Origin of the sequence: Modestobacter marinus (assembly GCF_019799945.1) — a bacterium.
Classification (GTDB): Bacteria; Actinomycetota; Actinomycetes; order Mycobacteriales; family Geodermatophilaceae; genus Modestobacter; species Modestobacter marinus_B.
In genome coordinates, this window is record NZ_JABGCH010000015.1 from 90247 (window position 1) to 109402 (window position 19156).

The following is a 19156-nucleotide window of genomic DNA, read 5'->3' on the forward strand; positions in this document are numbered from 1 at the left end:
AGCGAGGAGTCGACGCCGTGAGTGAGCATCGCAGCGAGCGCCAGCGAGCGAGGAGCGGAGCGCGCGGCTCCGCGGAGCGGGGGACGACGTCGTGAGTGCTGCCGAACAGGAGAGCGCCGGGGACCACGTCCCCGGCGACCTGCACACGACCGCGGGCAAGCTCGCCGACCTCGAACAGCGAGTGCAGGAGGCCGCGCACGCCGGCTCCGCGCGCGCCGTGGAGAAGCAGCACGCCGCCGGGAAGATGACCGCCCGCGAGCGGATCGAGGCGCTGCTGGACCCGGGCTCGTTCACCGAGCTCGACGAGTTCGCCCGGCACCGGTCCACCAACTTCGGGATGGACGCCAACCGCCCGTTCGGCGACGGCGTGGTGACCGGGCACGGCACGGTCGACGGCCGCCCGGTGTGCGTCTTCTCCCAGGACGTGACGGTCTTCGGCGGCAGCCTCGGCGAGGTCTACGGCGAGAAGATCGTCAAGGTGCTCGACCTGGCCATGCGCACCGGCTGCCCGATCATCGGGATCAACGAGGGCGGCGGCGCACGCATCCAGGAGGGCGTGGTCTCCCTCGGCCTGTACGCCGAGATCTTCCGGCGCAACGTGCACGCCTCGGGCGTCGTCCCCCAGATCTCCCTGGTGATGGGCCCGGCCGCCGGGGGGCACGTCTACTCCCCCGCGCTCACCGACTTCATCGTGATGGTCGACAAGACCAGCCAGATGTTCATCACCGGACCCGACGTGGTGAGGACGGTGACCGGCGAGGAGGTCACCCTCGAGGAGCTGGGTGGCGCCCGGACGCACAACACCAAGTCCGGCGTCGCGCACCACCTGGCCGAGGACGAGGCCGACGCGCTGGACTACGTCAAGGCGCTGTTGTCCTACCTGCCCAGCAACAACCTCGACCCGCTGCCGGTCGCCGAGACCGACCCGGTGGACGTGGCGCTGCCCGAGTCGCTCACCGAGACCGACCTCGAGCTGGACACCTTCGTCCCCGACTCGGCGAACACCCCGTACGACATGCACACGGTCATCACGCACGTGGTCGACGACGGCGAGTTCCTCGAGGTGCAGGCGTTGTGGGGGCCGAACATCCTGACCGGCTTCGGCCGGGTGGAGGGCCGTCCGGTGGGCGTCGTCGCGAACCAGCCCACCCAGTTCGCGGGCACGCTGGACATCGACGCCAGCGAGAAGGCCGCGCGGTTCGTCCGCACCTGCGACGCCTTCAACATCCCGGTGCTCACGTTCGTCGACGTCCCCGGGTTCCTCCCGGGGACGTCGCAGGAGTGGGACGGCATCATCCGCCGCGGGGCGAAGCTGATCTACGCCTACGCCGAGGCCACCGTCCCGCTGATCACCGTGATCACCCGCAAGGCCTACGGCGGCGCTTACGACGTCATGGGGTCCAAGCACCTCGGCGCGGACGTGAACCTGGCCTGGCCGACCGCGCAGATCGCGGTCATGGGCGCCCAGGGCGCGGTCGGCATCCTGTACCGCAAGGAGCTGGCGGCCGCCGAGGACCCGGAGACCCGCCGCGCCGAGCTGATCACCGAGTACGAGGACGCCCTGCTGTCGCCCTACCTCGCGGCCGACCGCGGGTACGTCGACGCGGTGATCCCCCCGTCACACACCCGGGTCCACGTGGTGCGCGCGCTGCGCCTGCTGGCCAACAAGCGACAGACCCTCCCACCGAAGAAGCACGGGAACATCCCCCTCTGATGACCGAGATCTCGAGTCCCCGCCCGCTGCTGCGGGTGGTCAAGGGCGAGCCGTCCGCCGAGGAGCTCGCCGCGCTGACCGTCGTCCTGACGGCGCTGTCCCGGCGGGGGCCGCGCCGCCGCCGCACCCCGGTCGGCGCGTGGGGGTCCCCGGCGGCGCAGCTGCGCGCGCCCCTGCGGCCGGGTCCCGGCGGCTGGGCCGCGTCCGGGCGGACGGCGTGACCGCCGCCCGCCGGCTGGTGCTGGCCTCCCAGTCCCCGGCCCGCCTGCAGCTGATGCGCCAGGCCGGGCTGAACCCCGTGGTGGTGGTCAGCGGTGTCGACGAGGACGCCGTCACGGCTCCGCGGGTGGGTGAGCTGGTCGCGCTGCTCGCCGCCGCCAAGGCCGCGGCGGTGGCCAAGCAGGAGACCGACGCGCTGGTCGTCGCCGCCGACTCGCTCCTGGAGTTCCGCGGCCGGCCGCTGGGCAAGCCGGCCGACGTCGACGACGCCCGGCTGCGCTGGCAGCGGATGAGCGGGCGCAGCGGCGTGCTGCACACCGGTCAGGCGGTGTTCGACGTCCGGGACGGCGCGGTCGCCCGCCGCGACGTCGGCGTCTCCTCCACGGTCGTGCACTTCGCCGAGCCCACGCCCGAGGAGATCGAGGCCTACCTGGCCACCGGAGAGCCGCTCGCGGTCGCCGGCGCCTTCACCCTCGACGGACTGGGCGCCCCGTTCGTCCGCCGGGTGGAGGGGGACCCGTCGGCGGTCATCGGGCTGTCCCTGCCGTTGCTGCGCACCCAGCTGGCCAAGCTCGGAGTCCCGCTCACCGAGCTGTGGCGACGCTGACGGGCACCGTCGGGGGCGCGAGTGGAATACGCGCACAAGCTCTACAAGGCACATTCGCGCAGCTAGAGTGTGGGCGATGCTGGCGGTGCACCGGTTCCTCCTCGTCCGGACGCCCGGGTTGTACTTCCACCTACGCAACGTCGGCAGGAAGGTCGTCGGCACGCGGCGCCACCAGCGCACGCTGTTCTCGGAGCTGATCGATCCGGAAGACCTCGTGTTCGACGTCGGCGCGAACATCGGGGAGTTCACGGGGGCATTCAGGGATCTCGGCGCCCGGGTCGTCGCAATGGAGCCCCAGCCACGCCTCGGAGCTCACCTGCGCCGTCGTTTCCGTTCGGATCCGCAGGTCACGGTCGTCACCACGGCCGTGTCGGATCACGCCGGCGAGGCAAGCCTGCACTGCACGACAGCCGACGCGCTGGCCACGCTTGAGGAGGAACGCGCGACAGGCATCAGCGGTCCCGGTGCCGAGCTCGAATGGGGCACGACGATCACCGTGCCGCTGCAGACGCTGGACAGTCTGGTGGCCGCACACGGAGAACCGGCGCTGGTGAAGATCGACGTCGAGGGTCACGAGCTAGGCGTCGTGAACGGACTCACCGCGGCACGACCCACGCTCTTCTTCGAGGTCAACCGACCCGGCGTCCACGACGTGCTCGACACGCTGCACGAACGCGGATACACCGCGTTCTTCGTCCGTCTCGACGAGCGACCCGACTGGGTCGCTCGGCGCGCGATGTCCGCGGCCGAGATGCACGACTACATCGCCGCGTCGTCGGACAACTGCGACTGCCTCGCCATCTCACCGGAAAGAGGGACGCGGCAGCCGTCGGGGTCTCCCAGCTCACCGGAGGCGCCGGCGCACTTCCGCGGTCTATCACTCACCCACGTGGGCGGTCGCTGGCCGACCAGCCGGATCAACGGCCGCCGCCCGCGGACAGCGGCCCGCCCGTAAGTGGACCTGTACAGCTGGTTAGAGTCCCAGCGGTCCACGCGGAGGAGGAGAACCCCGGTGCAGAAGGTCCTGATCGCCAACCGCGGGGAGATCGCGGTGCGGGTGGCACGCGCCTGCCGGGACGCCGGGTTGACCAGCGTCGCCGTGTACGCCGAGCCCGACCGGGACGCTCTCCACGTGCGGATCGCCGACGAGGCCTTCGCGCTGGGCGGCACCACCCCCGGGGACTCGTACCTGGTGGTCGAGAAGGTCATCGACGCCGCGCGCCGGTCCGGTGCCGACGCGGTGCACCCCGGCTACGGCTTCCTCTCCGAGAACTCCCACTTCGCCCAGGCCGTCCTCGACGCCGGGCTCACCTGGATCGGCCCCTCGCCCCAGTCGATCATCGACCTCGGCGACAAGGTCGCCGCCCGGCACATCGCGACCCGGGCGGGCGCGCCGCTGGTCCCGGGCACCACGGACCCGGTCGCCGACGCCGACGAGGTGGTCGCGTTCGCCCGGGAGCACGGGCTGCCGGTGGCCATCAAGGCCGCGTTCGGCGGGGGCGGTCGCGGGCTCAAGGTGGCCCGCACGCTGGAGGAGATCCCGGAGCTGTTCGACTCCGCCGTCCGCGAGGCGGTCTCCGCCTTCGGCCGCGGCGAGTGCTTCGTCGAGCGGTTCCTCGACGAGCCCCGGCACGTCGAGGCGCAGGTGCTGGCCGACACGCACGGCAACGTCGTCGTCGTCGGCACCCGGGACTGCTCGCTGCAGCGCCGCAACCAGAAGCTGGTAGAGGAGGCGCCCGCGCCGTTCCTCACCGACGAGCAGCGGGCCCGGATCCACGAGTCGGCCAAGGCCATCTGCCGGGAGGCCGGCTACCACGGGGCGGGGACCGTCGAGTACCTGGTCGGCACCGACGGGTCGATCTCCTTCCTCGAGGTCAACACCCGGCTGCAGGTCGAGCACCCGGTGACCGAGGAGACCAGCGGCATCGACCTGGTGCGGCAGCAGTTCCGGATCGCCGACGGGCTGGCCCTGGACATCACCGAGGACCCCGCCCCGCGCGGGCACAGCATCGAGTTCCGGATCAACGCCGAGGACGCCGGACGCAACTTCATGCCCGCCCCCGGCCCGGTCACCCGGCTGGAGATCCCGCAGGGCCCCGGCGTGCGCTGGGACTCCGGGGTCGAGGCCGGCGGGGCGGTCGCCGGCGCCTTCGACTCGATGCTGGCGAAGCTGATCGTCACCGGGGCCACCCGCGAGGAGGCCCTGCAGCGCGCCCGGCGGGCGCTGGACGAGCTGGTCGTCGAAGGCATGCCGACGGTGGTCCCGTTCCACCGGGCGGTCGTCCGCGACGCGGCGTTCACCACCGAGCCGTTCACGGTGCACACCCGGTGGATCGAGACCGGGTGGGACAACCAGGTGCCGCCCTACGCCGCGGCGGCCCCGTCCGGCGAGGAGGAGCCGCCGCGCCAGACCGTCGTCGTCGAGGTCGGCGGCCGGCGGCTGGAGGTGTCCCTGCCCGCCGGTCTCGCCGTCGGTGGCGGTGCCCCGGCGCCCGCCGGCGGGTCGAAGCCGCGCCGGCGGAGCGGTGGCCACGGCGGCGCGGCGGTATCCGGGGACGCGCTCACCTCGCCGATGCAGGGCACCATCGTCAAGGTGGCGGTCTCCGACGGCGCGACCGTCGCCGCCGGTGACCTCGTCGTCGTGCTCGAGGCGATGAAGATGGAGCAGCCGATCGTCGCCCACAAGGCGGGCACGGTCTCCGGGCTGTCCGCCGAGGTGGGGGCCTCGATCTCCAGCGGCGCGACGATCTGCACCATCAGCGACGCGGAGCAGGCCGCCTGACTCAGCTGTGCTCGTCCTCGATGCCCATGAGCCGCCGGCCGGCCTCGGTGATCGAGCCGGACAGCGACGGGTAGATCGCGAAGGTGTTGGCCAGGTCGCCGGCGGTGAGCCCCTTGGTGACCGCGAGGGTGATCGGCAGGATGAGCTCCGACGCCATGGGGGCCACGACGACACCGCCGATGACGACGTCGGTGGAGCGCCGGCAGTACAGCTTCACGAACCCGTCGTGCAGGTCGCCCATCTTGGCCCGCGCGTTGGTGGCCAGCGGCAGCCACACGACCTCGACGTCGGCGCCCTCGGTGAGCGCCTTCTCCTGCACGCCGACCGTGGCGATCTCCGGGTGGGTGAAGACGTTCGCCGACACCGTCTTGAGCCGGATCGGGGCGACCGCCTCACCCAGCGCGTGCCACATCGCGATCCGGCCCTGCATGGCCGCGACCGAGGCGAGCTGGAAGACGCCGGTGACGTCGCCGGCGGCGTAGATGCCCGGCGTGGTGGTGCGGGAGACCCGGTCGACGACGACGTGGCCGGACTTGCTGACCTCCACGCCGCACGCGTCCAGGTTGAGCCCGGCGGTGTTGGGCACCGTGCCGACGGTCATCAGCGCGTGCGACCCCTCGACGACCCGGCCGTCGGTGAGCTCGACCCGGACGCCCTTCTCGGTGCGCACCACCTTCTCCGCGCGGCTGCGCTCGGCGATCCGCCCGCCGCGGGACTGGAACACCTTCTCCACGACGGCGGCGGCGTCGGCGTCCTCGCCGGGCAGCACCTGGTCGCGGGAGGAGACCAGGGTGACCGGGACGCCGGCCTCCAGGTACCCCGAGGCGAACTCCGCGCCGGTGACCCCGGACCCGACGACGACGAGGTGCTCGGGCATCTCCTCGAGCTCGTAGACGTCCCGCCAAGAGAGGATCCGCTCGCCGTCGGGCTCGGCACCGGGCAGCACGCGGGGGTCGGCGCCGGTGGCGATGAGGACGACGTCGCCCTCCAGCTCCTCGGTGACCCCGCCGTCGCCGTCCAGCACCTCGACCCGGTGCGTGGCGAGCCCGCGGGCGTCGTCGGCCAGCCGGGCCTGCCCGCGGATGATCCGCACGCCCTCGTTCTCCAACCGGGCGTGGATGTCCGAGGACTGGGCGACGGCCAGGCCCTTGATCCGCTGGTTCACCGCGGCCAGGTCGAGGCACACGGTCTCGGGGTCGGTGCCGCGCAGGCCCAGGACCTGGGAGTCGCGGACCGAGGTCATCGCGCCGGCCGAGGCGATGAAGGTCTTGGAGGGCACGCAGTCGGTGAGCACGCTGGCGCCACCGATCCCGTCGCGCTCGACCACGGCGACGTCGGCCCCGAGCTGGGCGGCAACCAGCGCGGCCTCGTAGCCAGCGGGACCGCCCCCGATGATGACGATGCGGGTCATGACTCCGGCTCTCCCACTGCTGTGACGACGATGCCGCTCCAGTGTCCCTGGTCCCGGCCGCGGCCGAGCAACCGACTCGGCGCGCCCACTGCCGTGATCATGGAGTTCGGGGACCGACACGCCGCCCCGGCCCAGCGTGTCGGTCCCGGGAGTTCATGATCGCCACGAGCCCGTCTCCTCCGTCCGGTCCGGACGCCGCTGTGCGCTGTGGACCCGCCGGACAGGCAAGGCAGACAGCGAGGGACCGGAGGTCAGTCCCCGGCGGTGAAGAAGGCGTCCAGCAGCTGGCGGGCGGCGAGCGCCGGGGTGAGCTCGCCGGCCAGCACGTCGCGCTCGAGCTCGGGCGTGGCCGCCCGGACGGCGGGGTGATCACGCAGCCGGTGCTCCAGCTCGTCGCGCACCAGCTGCCAGACCCAGCGGACCTGCTGCTCGCGCCGCCGCGCCTCCAGTGCCCCCGACGCCCGCATCCGGTCCTGGTGCTCGACGACCGCCGCCCACACCTGCTCCAGCCCCTGCCCGGTCAGCCCCGCGCAGGTGAGCACCGGGACGTCCCACGCGGACGAGTGGCCGCGCAGCATCCGGATCGCCCCGGCCAGCTCCCGGGCCGCCCGGCGGGCGTCGACCTCCCCGGGCCCGTCGGCCTTGTTCACCGCGATGACGTCGACGATCTCCAGGATCCCGCGTTTGATCCCCTGCAGCTGGTCCCCGGTGCGAGCCAGGGTGAGGAACAGGAACGAGTCGACCATCGCCGCGACGGCCACCTCGGACTGGCCGACGCCGACGGTCTCCACCAGGACGACGTCGTAGCCGGCCGCCTCCACCACGACCATCGACTCCCGGGTCGCCTGGGCCACCCCGCCGAGGGTCCCGGCCGTCGGGGCCGGGCGGATGAACGCGTCCGGGTCCACCGCCAGCCGGGCCATCCGCGTCTTGTCACCGAGGATCGACCCGCCGGAGCGGGTGGACGACGGGTCGACGGCGAGCACCGCGACGCGTGACCCGGCCGCGGTGAGCGAGGTGCCGAGCGAGTCGATGAAGGTGGACTTCCCGACCCCGGGCACCCCGCTGATCCCGACCCGGCGGGCGTTACCGGCGTGCGGCAGCAGCGCCACCAGCAGGTCCTGCGCACGCTCCCGGTGGTCGGCCCGGCGCGACTCGACCAGCGTGATCGCCCGCGCCACTGCCCGCCGGTTGCCGTCGAGCACCCCGTCCGCCAGCGCCGCGACGTCGACGTCCCGTCTCGTGCCCTCGACAGGGGCAGAAATGGCCACTTCTGCCCTAGTGGCCGAGGCGGTCGGACAGCGTCCGCAGCAGCCCCTGCGCGGCCTCGGCGATGACCGTCCCGGGCAGGAAGACCGCGGCAGCCCCCATCTCCTTCAGGGTCGGCACGTCGTCGGGCGGGATGACCCCGCCGACCACGACCACCACGTCGTCGGCACCCAGCTCGGCCAGGGCGTCGCGCAGCGCCGGCACCAGGGTGAGGTGGCCGGCGGCGAGCGAGGAGACCCCGACGACGTGCACGTCGGCCTCCACCGCCTGCCGGGCGACCTCCTCCGGGGTCTGGAACAGCGGGCCCACGTCGACGTCGAAGCCGAGGTCGGCGAAGGCCGTGGCGATCACCTTCTGGCCGCGGTCGTGCCCGTCCTGGCCCATCTTGGCGACCAGGATCCGCGGCCGGCGGCCCTCGGCCTCCTCGAACGCCGCCGCCATCCGGCGGGTCTCCTCCACCGGCCCGGAGTCGCCTGCCTCGTCGCGGTACACACCGGCAATGGTGCGCACCTGGCCGGCGTGCCGCCCCCACACCGTCTCCAGCGCGTCGGAGATCTCCCCGACGGTGGCCTTCGCCCGGGCCGCGTCGATGGCGAGCTTGAGCAGGTTGGCGTCCAGGTCGCTCCCCCGCCGCCCGTCGGCCGCGGCACGCGCGGCGCCGGTGAGCCGGCGCAGGGCGTCCTCCACCGCGCGGGCGTCCCGCGAGGCCCGCAGCTCGGCGAGCTTGGCCTTCTGCTGGGCCAGCACGTCGGCGTTGTCGACCCGCAGCACGTCCACCGCCTCGTCGGCGGCGACCCGGTACTTGTTCACCCCGATGACCGGTTGGCGGCCGGAGTCGATCCGGGCCTGGGTGCGGGCCGCGGCCTCCTCGATGCGCAGCTTCGGGATCCCGTCGTCGATCGCCTGCGCCATGCCGCCGTGCTCGGCGACCTCCTCGATGTGCGCCCACGCCCGGCGGGCCAGGTCATAGGTCAGCTTCTCCACGTAGGCCGAGCCGCCCCACGGGTCGATGACCCGCGTCGTCCCCGACTCCTGCTGCAGCAGCAGCTGGGTGTTGCGGGCGATCCGCGCGGAGAAGTCCGTCGGCAGCGCCAACGCCTCGTCCAGGGCGTTGGTGTGCAGCGACTGGGTGTGCCCCTGGGTGGCGGCCATCGCCTCCAGGCAGGTGCGGACGACGTTGTTGTAGACGTCCTGCGCGGTCAACGACCACCCGGAGGTCTGGCAGTGGGTGCGCAGCGACAGCGACTTCGGGTCCTTCGCCCCCTCGGCCTTCACCAGCCGGGCCCACAGCAGCCGCCCGGCCCGCAGCTTCGCGACCTCCATGAAGAAGTTCATGCCGATGCCCCAGAAGAACGACAGCCGGGGCGCGAAGGTGTCGACGTCCATCCCCGCCGCGGTGCCGGCCTTCAGGTACTCCACCCCGTCGGCCAGGGTGTAGGCCAGCTCCAGGTCGGCGGTCGCCCCGGCCTCCTGGATGTGGTACCCGGAGATGGAGATCGAGTTGAACCGCGGCATCTCGCGCGAGGTGAACGCGAAGATGTCGCTGATGATCTGCATCGAGGGCTTTGGCGGGTAGATGTAGGTGTTGCGGACCATGAACTCCTTGAGGATGTCGTTCTGGATGGTCCCGGTCAGCCGCGCGGGCGCGACTCCCTGCTCCTCCGCGGCGACGACGTAGAGCGCCAGCACCGGCAGCACGGCGCCGTTCATGGTCATCGAGACGCTCATCCGGTCCAGCGGGATGCCGTCGAACAGCTGGCGCATGTCCAGGATCGAGTCGATCGCCACGCCGGCCATGCCCACGTCGCCGACCACCCGCGGGTGGTCGGAGTCGTAGCCCCGGTGGGTGGGCAGGTCGAAGGCGACCGACAGGCCCTTCTGCCCGGCGGCGAGGTTCCGCCGGTAGAACGCGTTGGACGCCGCGGCGGTGGAGAACCCGGCGTACTGCCGCACCGTCCACGGCTGTGTGGTGTACATCGTCGGATAGGGCCCGCGCAGGTACGGCACGATGCCCGGGTAGGTGGCCAGGAAGTCGACGTCGGCCAGGTCGGCCGGCGTGTACAGCGGGGGGACGGCGATGCCCTCCGGCGTCTCCCAGGCGGCCTCGGCGACGCCGCGACCGGTCGTGGCCTCGTAGGCCTTCGCCCAGTCGTCCGCGGTGGCCGCAGCCGCCGGGGGGCCGAGCTCCAGGCCGCCGAAGTCGGGGATCGTGCTCATGCCTGCACTCCCAGCTGCTCGTGCACCGTCCGCAGGACCGCGAGGGCGTCACATCCGGCGTACACGTGACCGTCGACGCCGTCCACCCCCAGCGACGGTTTCCCGGCGAGCCACACCCGGGTGGCACCGGCCGCCCGGAGCTCCGCCACGACCTCGGCCGCGGACTCGGCGTAGTCGGCGTCGGTGCCGCACAGGCACGCGACCGTGGTGCCGGCGCCGGCCAGGCCGCCGGCCCGGTCGCCGGTGGGGGTCAGCAGCCCCCCGGCCTGGAACAGGGCGGCGGCGAAGCCGGCCCGGGCGGTGTGCCGGGCCACCGGTCCGAGCGTGGCCAGGTAGACGGCCGGGCGCGGGGAGGCGGCCTCGGCCCGGCCGCGGAGCTCCTCGAAGCCGGCCGCGGCGCGCACCCGGGGCAGCCCCCCGGACGGCGGCGGTGCCGCGGGGCGCCGCTCGGGCAGCACCTCGGCGGGATTGGGGAACTCGCTGACGCCGGTCACCGCCTCGGTGCGGCGGGCGATCCGCTCGGCCCGCTCGGCCCAGGCCGCGCCGATCCGGCTGCCCACCAGACCGGAGGAGAGCGCGGCGGCCAGCCCGCCGGCCCGCTCGATCTCGGTGAACCAGGACCAGGCGGCCTGGGCCAGCGACTCGGTGAGCGACTCCGCGTACCAGGACCCGCCGGCGGGGTCGATGACGCGGGCGAGGTGCGCCTCCTCCAGCAGCAGGCTCTGGGTGTTGCGGGCGATCCGCCGGGCGAAGGCGTCGGGCAGCCCGAGCGCGGCGTCGAACGGCTGCACGGTGACGACGTCGGCCCCGCCCACGCCCGCGGCGAAACAGGCGACCGTCGTCCGCAGCAGGTTCACCCACGGGTCGTGCCGGGTGGTCATCACCGAGGACGTGACCGCGTGCTGCCGTTGCGCCCGCGCCGCGGGCGCGGCGCCGCTGGCATCCCCCACCCGGTCCCAGAGCCGGCGCGCTGCCCGCAGCGTCGCGATCGTCGTGAACTGGTCGTCGCCGGCGGCGAAGCGGAACTCCAGCTGGCCGAACGCCTCGTCCACGCTCAGGCCGCCCGCGGTGAGCGCCCGCAGGTAGGCGACCCCGGCGGCCAGCGCGCAGCCGAGCTCCTCCACCGCCGTGGCGCCCGCGTCGGCGAAGACGGTGGCGTCGACGACGACGGCACGCATCCCCGGATGGGCCGCCGCACGCCGGGCGAACCCGGCCAGATCGGAAAGGTCCTGGTCCTCCCCCGTCGCCGCCTGCAGCCCCAGCGGGTCCAGCCCCAGGCAGCTGCCCGGGGCGAGGTCGGTACGCCCCTCGACCAGGGCCAGGAACGCCTCCGCGGCCGGCGTGCCGCCCTCCAGCGTCACCGGGGCGAGGTCCAGGTAGACGTCGGCGAGCACCTCGCCGAGCGCGTCCACCGGCAACGCGCCGTCGCCGAGCACCAGCCACAGCGAGGAGACGCCGTTGTCCAGGTCCGCGGCGATCGCCTCCCGGGTGACCGCGACGTCCGGGTCGGCGTGCCGCTGCCGGACGTCCCAGCCGCCGGGCACGTCGGTGTCCGCCCCACCGGCCGCGGTCGTCCCCGCCGCGCCGGCCCGCGCGCCGCGGACGAACGGCGGCAGCCCGGGCACGCCGACCGCCGTCGGCAGGTTCCCGGCGTCCTCGGCGGTGTAGAGCGGCGCGACCGTCACCCCCGTGGCGACCGTGCGGCGCAGCACCTCCTCGACCGGGTCGGGCAGCTCCGTGCGGCCGGCCTTGCGCAGCACGGCGGCCACCAGCTGCCGCCACTCGTCGCGGGTCGCCGGCGGGAACTCCGCGGCGAGCGAGAGCTCGGCGGGGGCCTCCGGCTCGGCCGGGGGTGGCCCCTCGGGGTGACCGATCTCGGTGGAAGGCATCGTCGGGTTTCCGCCTCTCAGGTGCTGATGAGCGCGTCAGGACAGGTCTACATGCTCCTACCGACCGGCGGGCCGGCGGGGAGCACGGCATCGGCGGCAAGCGCGTGCAGCGCGGTGCGGGCCAGCAGCCGCAGCCCGACGCCGATCGCCCGCTCGTCGACGTCGAAGGTCCCCCGGTGCAGGTCCAACAGCTCGCCCGAGCCGTGCGTGCCCAGCCGGGCCAGCGCGATGGGCATCACCTCGGCGAACCAGCCGAAGTCCTCCCCGCCCATGCTCTGCGGCGAGAGCTCGACGCCCTCGCTGCCGACCGTCTCCAGCGCGGCCGAACGCATGAGTGCGACGCTCCGCGGGTCGTTGACCACCGGCGGCACCCCGCGCACGTACTCGATGTCGACCTCGGCGCCCGACGTCCGCGCCACCTCGGTGACCAGCCGGCGGACGAGCTCCTCCGCGTCGCTCCACACCGACCGGTCCAGCACCCGCAGCGTGCCGCGCAGCGTGCCGGTCTCCGGGATCGCGTTCGGGGCGACGCCCGCGCTCACCGAACCCCACACCAGGGACACGCCGGAGCGGGGGTCCACGACCCGGGACAGCAGGCCGGGCACCTCGGTGACCACCCGGCCCAGCGCGTGCACGAGGTCGACGGTCAGCTGGGGCCGCGCGGTGTGCCCGCCCGGGCCGGTGAGGGTCACCTCGACCCGGTCGCACGCGGCGGTGATCGCGCCGGTCCGCAGCCCCACCTTGCCGACGTGCACCGACGGGTCGCAGTGCAGCGCGAACGCCCGCGAGGCGCCGGCCAGCACGCCCTCCTCGAGGACCAGCAGCCCACCGCCGGGCACCCGCTCCTCGGCGGGCTGGAAGACGCAGCGGACCGTGCCGGGCAGGTCCGCCAGCGACGCGAGGGCCAGGGCCACGCCCAGCAGCACGGTGGTGTGCACGTCGTGACCGCAGGCGTGGCAGAGGCCCTCGCGGATGGAGGCGTAGGGGACGTCCTTGAGGTCGGCCAGCGGCAGGGCGTCGATGTCGGCCCTCAGCACCACGACCGGGCCCCCGTCCAGCCCGCTGCCGCCGACGTCGCACACCAGGCCGGTGCCGGCCGTCAGTCGGCGTGGCCGCAGCCCGGCGGCGGTGAGCCGCTGCTCGAGGTAGGCGGTCGTCTCGTGCTCGGCGAAGCCGAGCTCCGGGTGCGCGTGCAGGTGCCGGCGGACGGCGACCAGCTCCGGCTGGTGCGCCCGCGACCAGGCGTCGACCGCCCGGCCGGCCACCTCCACGGCCGGGACCGGCTCCTCCCGCGTCATCCCGCCACTCCTGTCGTCGATCATGCGCGGCGTGGCAGCCCGTCGCGCATCTCCGCGACCAGGCTGTCGACCACCGGCCGCAGGTCGCCGCCGTGCGCCGCGGCGACCGCCCGCTGCCGCTGGTAGCTGGCTCCCACGGTGAGCACCCGGTCGACGTCGGCCAGCTCGGCCTCGCAGCCCAGTTTGCGCGCGAACGGGGCGAGCTCCTCGGCCAGGTCCGCGATCGCCTGCCGCACCGGCCGCACGGTGCCCTTGTCGTCGACGACGATGTCGGCGTCCAGCCCGTGGCGGGTGGCCCGCCACTTGTTCTCCCGCAGCACCCAGCTCGCCGGGGTGGGCAGCGTGTACCCGCGGTCGATCTCCTGGTCGAGCTTCTCCACCAGGCACTGCGCGATCGCGGCCACCACCCCGATCTCGTCCAGCGTGGGCAACCCGTCGCAGATCCGCAGCTCGACGGTCCCGAAGTTCGGGTGCGGCCGGATGTCCCACCACACCTCGCGGACGCTCTCGATGGCGCCGGTGGTGATCAGGGTCTCCATGTACTGCTCAAACGCCGGCCAGTCGGCCAGCTGGTAGGGCAGCCCGGCGGTGGGCAGGCCCTCGAAGACCTTGGTCCGGGCCGACGCCAGGCCGGTGTCGCAGCCGGACCAGTAGGGGGAGGACGCCGACAGCGCGAGGAAGTGCGGGATGTACTGGGTGAGCGCGTTGACGATCGGGAAGGCCTTGTCCCCCGACCGGACGCCGACGTGCACGTGGACGCCGAAGATCTGCATGCGGCGGGCCATCCACTGCATCCGCTCCATGAGCTGGACGTACCGCTCCTTGGGCGAGACCTCCTGCGAGCGCCAGTGGGTGAACGGGTGGGTGCCCGCGCACATCAGGTCGAGCCCGCGCGCGTCCGCCGCGGCGGCGACCTCGGCGATGGTGCCGGCGAGGTCGGCCTTCGCCTCGGCGACGGTCGAGCAGATGCCGGTGATCACCTCGATGGTCGACTGGAGCAGCTCGTGCTTGGCCTTCGGGTGCTCGTGCAGCCCCTCGGGCGTGATGGCGGCGAGCACCTCGACGGCACCGGCGGTGAGCTCGCGGGTGTCCCGGTCGACCAGCTGCAGCTCCCACTCCACGCCGAGGCTCGCCCGCTCGGAGGAGTGGAACGGGATCTTCATCCCGGGGAGTCTAGGGACGCCGGAGCCCCCTCGCCCGGTCGATGACCAGCGCCGTCGCCGGCTGCCGCCCGGGAGTACCTTGCCTGCCCTCCCGGGACGCGCCGCTGGGCTACGTTCGCCGCGTGGACCACCTGAACGCCGCCGTCCCCACCGATCACCATCCCCACCCGGCGCTGGTGACCGATCCCGCCGCCCTCGCCACCCGGGCGGCGGAGGACCTGGTCACCGCCCTGGGCACCGGACACGACGTCGCGGTCGTCATGGGCTCCGGCTGGGCGCCGGCCGCCGAGGCCTTCGGCGAGACGCTCGCCAGCGTGGGGATCGGTGACCTCCCCGGGTTCGCCGCGCCGAGCGTGGTCGGGCACGGCGGCGAGATCCGCTCCGTGCGGGTGGGGCCGCGCAAGGTGCTGCTGTTCCTCGGCCGCACGCACCTCTACGAGGGCCGCGGGGTCGAGCCGGTGGTGCACGGCATCCGGACCGCGGCCGCCGCGGGGGTGCGCACCGTCGTCCTCACCAACGCCGCCGGCGGCCTGGCCGCCGACCACCGGGTGGGCCAGGCGGTGCTGATCAGCGACCACCTCAACCTGACCGCCCGGTCGCCGCTCGTGGGCGGCACCTTCGTCGACCTGACCGACCTCTACTCCGCGCGGCTGCGCGGCCTCGCGAGGGAGATCAACCCGGAGCTGACCGAGGGCGTCTACGCCGCGCTGCCGGGGCCGCACTTCGAGACGCCGGCGGAGATCCGCATGCTCCGCACGCTGGGCGCGGACCTGGTGGGCATGTCGACGGCGCTCGAGGCGATCGCCGCCCGCGCCGCGGGCATGGAGGTGTTCGGGCTGTCGATGGTCACCAACGCGGCGGCCGGGATCACCGGCGAGGCGCTGGACCACCAGGAGGTGCTCGAGGCGGGCCGGGCGGCGGCGGGCCGGCTGGGCGCGTTCCTGGTCGAGCTGATCGGGCGGATGCCGTGAGCGGACCGGGCCGTGGGCATCGCAGCGGGGAACGAGCGAGGCGCGGAGCGCCCCGCGGGAGCGAGCAGGTGATCCCGTGAGCGGCGGGCCCGTGCTGATCACCGGCGCGGCCGGCGGGGTCGGCACCGTGCTGCGGGGCGGCCTGCCGGAGAAGGGGTGGGCGCTGCGCAGCCTGGACGTCGTGGAGCTGCAGGAAACGCGCCCCGGCGAGGAGCACCGGGTGGCCGACGCGGCCGACCTGGCGGCGATGGTGGACGCGGCCACGGGCGCCTCCGCCGTCGTCCAGTTGGCCGGGCACCGCGGCGAGGCGACCTGGCCGGTGATCGCGCACTCGCACATCGAGACGACCCGGACGGCGCTGGAGGCCGCCCGCCGGGCCGGCGTGCAGCGGGTGGTGCTGGCCAGCAGCAACCACGCCACCGGCTTCACCCCGCGGCCGGCCGGGGGCCTGCTGCGGGAGGCGGACGCCCCGCACCGGCCGGACACCTACTACGGCGTCGCGAAGGTGACGATGGAGGCGCTCGGCTCGCTCTACGTCGACCGGTACGGGATGGACGTCGTCTGCCTGCGGATCGGCAGCGCCTTCCCCGAGCCGACGACGGTGCGCCAGCTGGCCACCTGGCTGTCCCCCGGCGACACCGTCCGGCTGGTGGACGCGGCGCTGCGGGCGCCCTCCCCGGGCTACGCCGTCGTCTGGGGCATCTCGGCCAACACCCGGGCCTGGTGGGACCTCTCCGCCGCCCGCGCCCTCGGGTACGACCCTCAGGACGACGCCGAGCCGTACGCCGAGGCGCTGATCGAGGCCTACGGCGAGCCGGACCCCGACGACCCGGTGCACGCCCGGGTGGGCGGTGAGTACACGCTGCCCGACCTGGACGCCGACGAGGTCGAGGCGCGGATGGGCGAGGAGGGCCGGTGACGGTCCTGCAGGTCGCCCGGGACTGGGCGGACGACGACCCGCACGAGGGTGACCGGGCCGAGATCGAGGCGCTCGTGCGGGCCTCGGGCCAGAGCCCCGACGCCCTGGCCGAGCTGACCCGCCGGTTCGCCGGGCCGTTGACCTTCGGCACGGCCGGCCTGCGCGGTCCGCTGCGGGCCGGGCCGGCCGGGATGAACGCCGCGGTGGTCACCCGGGCGGCGGCCGGGCTGGGCGCCTGGCTCACCGGGGCGGGACACGGCGGTGGCGGGGTGGTCATCGGCTACGACGCGCGGCGCCGGTCCGACGAGTTCGCCCAGCTGACGGCCGAGGTGCTCAGCGGCGCGGGGTTCGCCGTCCAGGTGCTGCCCCGGCCACTCCCCACGCCGGTGCTCTCCTTCGCGGTGCGCTCCCTCGGCGCGGTCGCCGGGATCATGGTGACCGCCAGCCACAACCCCCCGCAGGACAACGGCTACAAGGTCTACCTGGCCGACGGCGCCCAGCTGGTGCCGCCGGCCGACCGGGAGATCGAGGCGGCGATCGCCGCGGTCGGCCCGCTGCGCGACCTGCCGCGCGGCGAGGACTGGACGACGCTCGGGGACGACGTCGAGACCGACTACGTCGCCGCCGTGGTCGACGCGCTGGAGCCGGGCCGCGTGCCGCTGGCCGACCGGCAGGCGCTGGTGGTCGCTTACACGGCGATGCACGGGGTCGGCTCCCCCACCACGCGGCGGGTGTTCGACGCCGCCGGGTTCGGCCCGCTGCACGCCGTTCCGCAGCAGGACCGCCCTGATCCGGACTTCCCGACGGTGAGCTTCCCCAACCCGGAGGAGCCGGGCGCGGTCGACCTGCTGACCGCGCTGGCCGAGCGGGTCGGCGCGGACCTGGCGATCGCCCAGGACCCCGACGCGGACCGCTGCTCGGTGGTCTGCGGCGGCCGGCAGCTGACCGGCGACGAGGTCGGTGTGCTGCTCGCCGACTGGCTGCTGCGCCGCGGGGTCACCGGCACCTACGCGGCGTCGCTGGTGAGCGGCTCGCTGCTGCGCGAGCTGGCGCGGTCGCACGGCGTGCCGTTCGCGGAGACCCCGACCGGGTTCAAGTGGATCATCCGGGCCGGCTCGGCCGCTGCGCCGCTGGTGTTCGGCTACGAGGAGGCGCTCGGCTACGCCGTGACCCCGTCGGTGGCCCGGGACAAGGACGGCGTCTCCGCGTCGCTGGCGGTCGCGCTGCTCGCGGCCGAGCTGAAGGCCGAGGGCCGCACGCTCCCCGACCGTCTCGACGAGCTCGCGGTGGAGCACGGCCTGTTCGTCACCGGCCAGCTGTCCGCGCGGGTGGAGGACCTGTCGCTGATCACCGGGGCGATGCAGCGGCTGCGGGCGCGGCCGCCGGCGCAGCTGCTCGGGCGGGACGTCACGGCGACCGACCTGCGGGAGACCGACCCGCCGGTGGACGGGGTGCGGCTGCAGGGCGACGGTGTGCGGGTCACGGTCCGGCCCAGCGGGACCGAGCCGAAGCTCAAGGCGTACCTGGAGACCGTCGTCCCGGTCGCCGGGCGGGACGCGGTGCCCGCCGCCCGCGGGCGCGCGGCGGACGAGCTGGACCGGCTGTGCGCGGAGATGGCGACCGCACTCGGCCTGTAGACCGGCGCGGGCGGCGCACGCTGCGGTGCGCCGCCCGCTCGCCGGTCAGCTGTAGGACGTCGGGTAGCCGGGCTCCTGGACCCGGTCCCCGACCGGGGGCGGGCCGTACTTGTTGTGACCCGGGGTGCCGGGGATGAAGCCGGCCAGCACGAGCAGGACGAGCCAGCCGATCATCGGGAGCAGCAGGAAGAGCAGCCAGACGGCCGACTTGTCCTGGTCGTGCAGCCGGGTGACCGTCGAGGAGATCGACGGGACCAGCGTGAGCACGGTGACCGCGATGGAGATGGGCCCCATGCTGTACCACGCGCTGGCACTGCTCGCGGTGGTCGTCGTCTCGAGCTCGGCGAAGCCCATCGCCAGGTCGGCGACCGAGGCCAGGATGCCGAGCAGCGCCAGCGGCAGGACGTAGTACAGCCAGAAGGTGCGGCGGGTGATGCGGCCGCGGGAGACGTACCACTGCGCGATGTTCACGTGGACCTCACTGTGGGAGCGGTGCCGCCGGGCTGGGGCGGTGGCTCATCCTGGCGGTCACGCTGCGGGATGTCTTTGCCCCTTGAGGGTGACACGCCGCCGGCCGGTGCGGTGGTCTCGTCAGCTCCAGGACGGCGGCGGGTACAGCGGCTCCGCGGCCGGCTGCGGACCCGGCGCGGAGGGCGGCGGCCCGTACCGGTTCACCCCGCGGTGGCCGGGCACGAAGCCGGTCAGCACGAGGAGCCCGAGCTGCCCGACGACGGGGACGAGGGCCAGCAGCAGCAGCCACGCCGGCAGGCCGCGGTCGTGCAGCCGGGTCACGTTCGAGGAGATCGAGGCCGGCGCGGAGAGCAGGCCCACGACGGTGAACAGCGGCCCGTAGGTGAGGTCCGGCTGTGCCGCGGTGGGCAGGCTCCCGGCGCCGGTGGTCAGGTCGGCGAGGAAGGCGAGCAGCGCCAGCCCAGTCAGCGGCAGCGTGTAGTGCAGCCACCAGGTCCGGCGGTCGATCCGCCCGCGGCGGACGTACCAGTGCCAGAAGCTCACGGGTTCCTCCCTGCCGTTCGTACGTGACCATCCTCCCCGCCGGTCG

Annotated in this window: 16 protein-coding genes; 8 read left to right on the forward strand and 8 right to left on the reverse strand. The window is 74.2% G+C overall.

Annotated elements, in window-relative coordinates:
• The first annotated feature begins 91 nt into the window (after positions 1–91).
• From HK417_RS13790 to HK417_RS13810, 5 genes are all read left to right on the forward strand, one after another.
• Positions 92–1714 (forward strand): acyl-CoA carboxylase subunit beta, encoded by a 1623-nt coding sequence (locus HK417_RS13790; RefSeq protein WP_222267367.1) that lies wholly within the window; start codon positions 92–94, stop codon positions 1712–1714.
• Positions 1714–1935, forward strand: coding sequence for an acyl-CoA carboxylase subunit epsilon (locus HK417_RS13795; protein ID WP_222267369.1), 222 nt, complete (start codon positions 1714–1716; stop codon positions 1933–1935). The genes HK417_RS13790 and HK417_RS13795 overlap by 1 nt, the downstream gene beginning before the upstream one ends.
• Positions 1932–2540: a Maf family protein gene (locus HK417_RS13800; protein WP_222267371.1), complete on the forward strand. Its 609-nt coding sequence runs from the start codon at positions 1932–1934 to the stop codon at positions 2538–2540. Before HK417_RS13795 ends, HK417_RS13800 begins: the two co-directional genes overlap by 4 nt.
• Positions 2541–2616: 76 nt before the next feature.
• The gene (locus HK417_RS13805) at positions 2617–3495 is read left to right on the forward strand and encodes an FkbM family methyltransferase (RefSeq protein WP_222267373.1); all 879 of its coding nucleotides are present in this window, start codon (positions 2617–2619) and stop codon (positions 3493–3495) included.
• Between the two features lie 57 nt (positions 3496–3552).
• Complete coding sequence (locus HK417_RS13810) at positions 3553–5322, forward strand: acetyl/propionyl/methylcrotonyl-CoA carboxylase subunit alpha (protein ID WP_222267375.1); 1770 nt, start codon at positions 3553–3555, stop codon at positions 5320–5322.
• A gap of 1 nt (position 5323) precedes the next feature.
• Here the strand turns inward: HK417_RS13810 and HK417_RS13815 are convergent, their stop codons facing one another.
• The 6 genes from HK417_RS13815 to HK417_RS13840 all read right to left on the reverse strand — a co-directional run bounded on the left by HK417_RS13815 (position 5324) and on the right by HK417_RS13840 (position 14569).
• Complete coding sequence (locus HK417_RS13815; RefSeq protein WP_222267377.1) at positions 5324–6733, reverse strand: NAD(P)H-quinone dehydrogenase; 1410 nt, start codon at positions 6731–6733, stop codon at positions 5324–5326.
• A gap of 251 nt (positions 6734–6984) precedes the next feature.
• Positions 6985–8004, reverse strand: coding sequence for a methylmalonyl Co-A mutase-associated GTPase MeaB (gene meaB, locus HK417_RS13820; protein ID WP_308123574.1), 1020 nt, complete (start codon positions 8002–8004; stop codon positions 6985–6987).
• A 7-nt stretch (positions 8005–8011) separates the two neighbouring features.
• Positions 8012–10219 (reverse strand): methylmalonyl-CoA mutase, encoded by a 2208-nt coding sequence (gene scpA, locus HK417_RS13825; protein ID WP_222267378.1) that lies wholly within the window; start codon positions 10217–10219, stop codon positions 8012–8014.
• The gene (locus HK417_RS13830; RefSeq protein ID WP_222267380.1) at positions 10216–12108 is read right to left on the reverse strand and encodes a methylmalonyl-CoA mutase subunit beta; all 1893 of its coding nucleotides are present in this window, start codon (positions 12106–12108) and stop codon (positions 10216–10218) included. The genes scpA and HK417_RS13830 overlap by 4 nt, the downstream gene beginning before the upstream one ends.
• A 47-nt stretch (positions 12109–12155) precedes the next feature.
• Complete coding sequence (locus HK417_RS13835) at positions 12156–13406, reverse strand: amidohydrolase (RefSeq protein ID WP_222267382.1); 1251 nt, start codon at positions 13404–13406, stop codon at positions 12156–12158.
• A 20-nt stretch (positions 13407–13426) separates the two neighbouring features.
• Positions 13427–14569, reverse strand: a complete 1143-nt coding sequence (locus HK417_RS13840) for a glutamate--cysteine ligase (RefSeq protein WP_222267384.1) — start codon at positions 14567–14569, stop codon at positions 13427–13429.
• 122 nt (positions 14570–14691) lie between these two features.
• On the opposite strand from HK417_RS13840, the gene HK417_RS13845 reads away from it, so the two are divergent.
• The 3 genes from HK417_RS13845 to HK417_RS13855 all read left to right on the forward strand — a co-directional run bounded on the left by HK417_RS13845 (position 14692) and on the right by HK417_RS13855 (position 18096).
• Positions 14692–15540 (forward strand): purine-nucleoside phosphorylase, encoded by an 849-nt coding sequence (locus HK417_RS13845; protein WP_308123575.1) that lies wholly within the window; start codon positions 14692–14694, stop codon positions 15538–15540.
• A gap of 76 nt (positions 15541–15616) precedes the next feature.
• A complete protein-coding gene (locus HK417_RS13850) occupies positions 15617–16459 on the forward strand; it encodes an NAD-dependent epimerase/dehydratase family protein (RefSeq protein WP_222267388.1) in 843 nt (280 codons plus the stop codon).
• Complete coding sequence (locus HK417_RS13855; RefSeq protein ID WP_222267390.1) at positions 16456–18096, forward strand: phospho-sugar mutase; 1641 nt, start codon at positions 16456–16458, stop codon at positions 18094–18096. Before HK417_RS13850 ends, HK417_RS13855 begins: the two co-directional genes overlap by 4 nt.
• A 45-nt stretch (positions 18097–18141) precedes the next feature.
• Here HK417_RS13855 and HK417_RS13860 read toward each other — a convergent pair whose 3' ends face one another.
• The gene (locus HK417_RS13860; RefSeq protein ID WP_222267392.1) at positions 18142–18567 is read right to left on the reverse strand and encodes a DUF805 domain-containing protein; all 426 of its coding nucleotides are present in this window, start codon (positions 18565–18567) and stop codon (positions 18142–18144) included.
• Positions 18568–18687: 120 nt separating this feature from the next.
• On the reverse strand, positions 18688–19110 hold the full coding sequence (locus HK417_RS13865) for a DUF805 domain-containing protein (protein ID WP_222267394.1): 423 nt from the start codon (positions 19108–19110) through the stop codon (positions 18688–18690).
• Between the last annotated feature and the right edge of the window lie 46 nt (positions 19111–19156).

What these genes read in the sequence shown, in the direction of transcription:
- HK417_RS13795 (WP_222267369.1), top strand. Translation starts at nt 1,714, where the DNA reads ATGACCGAGATCTCGAGTCCCCGCCCGCTGCTGCGGGTGGTCAAGGGC.
- HK417_RS13805 (WP_222267373.1), top strand. Translation starts at nt 2,617, where the DNA reads ATGCTGGCGGTGCACCGGTTCCTCCTCGTCCGGACGCCCGGGTTGTAC.
- HK417_RS13815 (WP_222267377.1), bottom strand. Translation starts at nt 6,733, where the DNA reads ATGACCCGCATCGTCATCATCGGGGGCGGTCCCGCTGGCTACGAGGCC.
- scpA (WP_222267378.1), bottom strand. Translation starts at nt 10,219, where the DNA reads ATGAGCACGATCCCCGACTTCGGCGGCCTGGAGCTCGGCCCCCCGGCG.
- HK417_RS13830 (WP_222267380.1), bottom strand. Translation starts at nt 12,108, where the DNA reads ATGCCTTCCACCGAGATCGGTCACCCCGAGGGGCCACCCCCGGCCGAG.
- HK417_RS13835 (WP_222267382.1), bottom strand. Translation starts at nt 13,406, where the DNA reads ATGACGCGGGAGGAGCCGGTCCCGGCCGTGGAGGTGGCCGGCCGGGCG.
- HK417_RS13840 (WP_222267384.1), bottom strand. Translation starts at nt 14,569, where the DNA reads ATGAAGATCCCGTTCCACTCCTCCGAGCGGGCGAGCCTCGGCGTGGAG.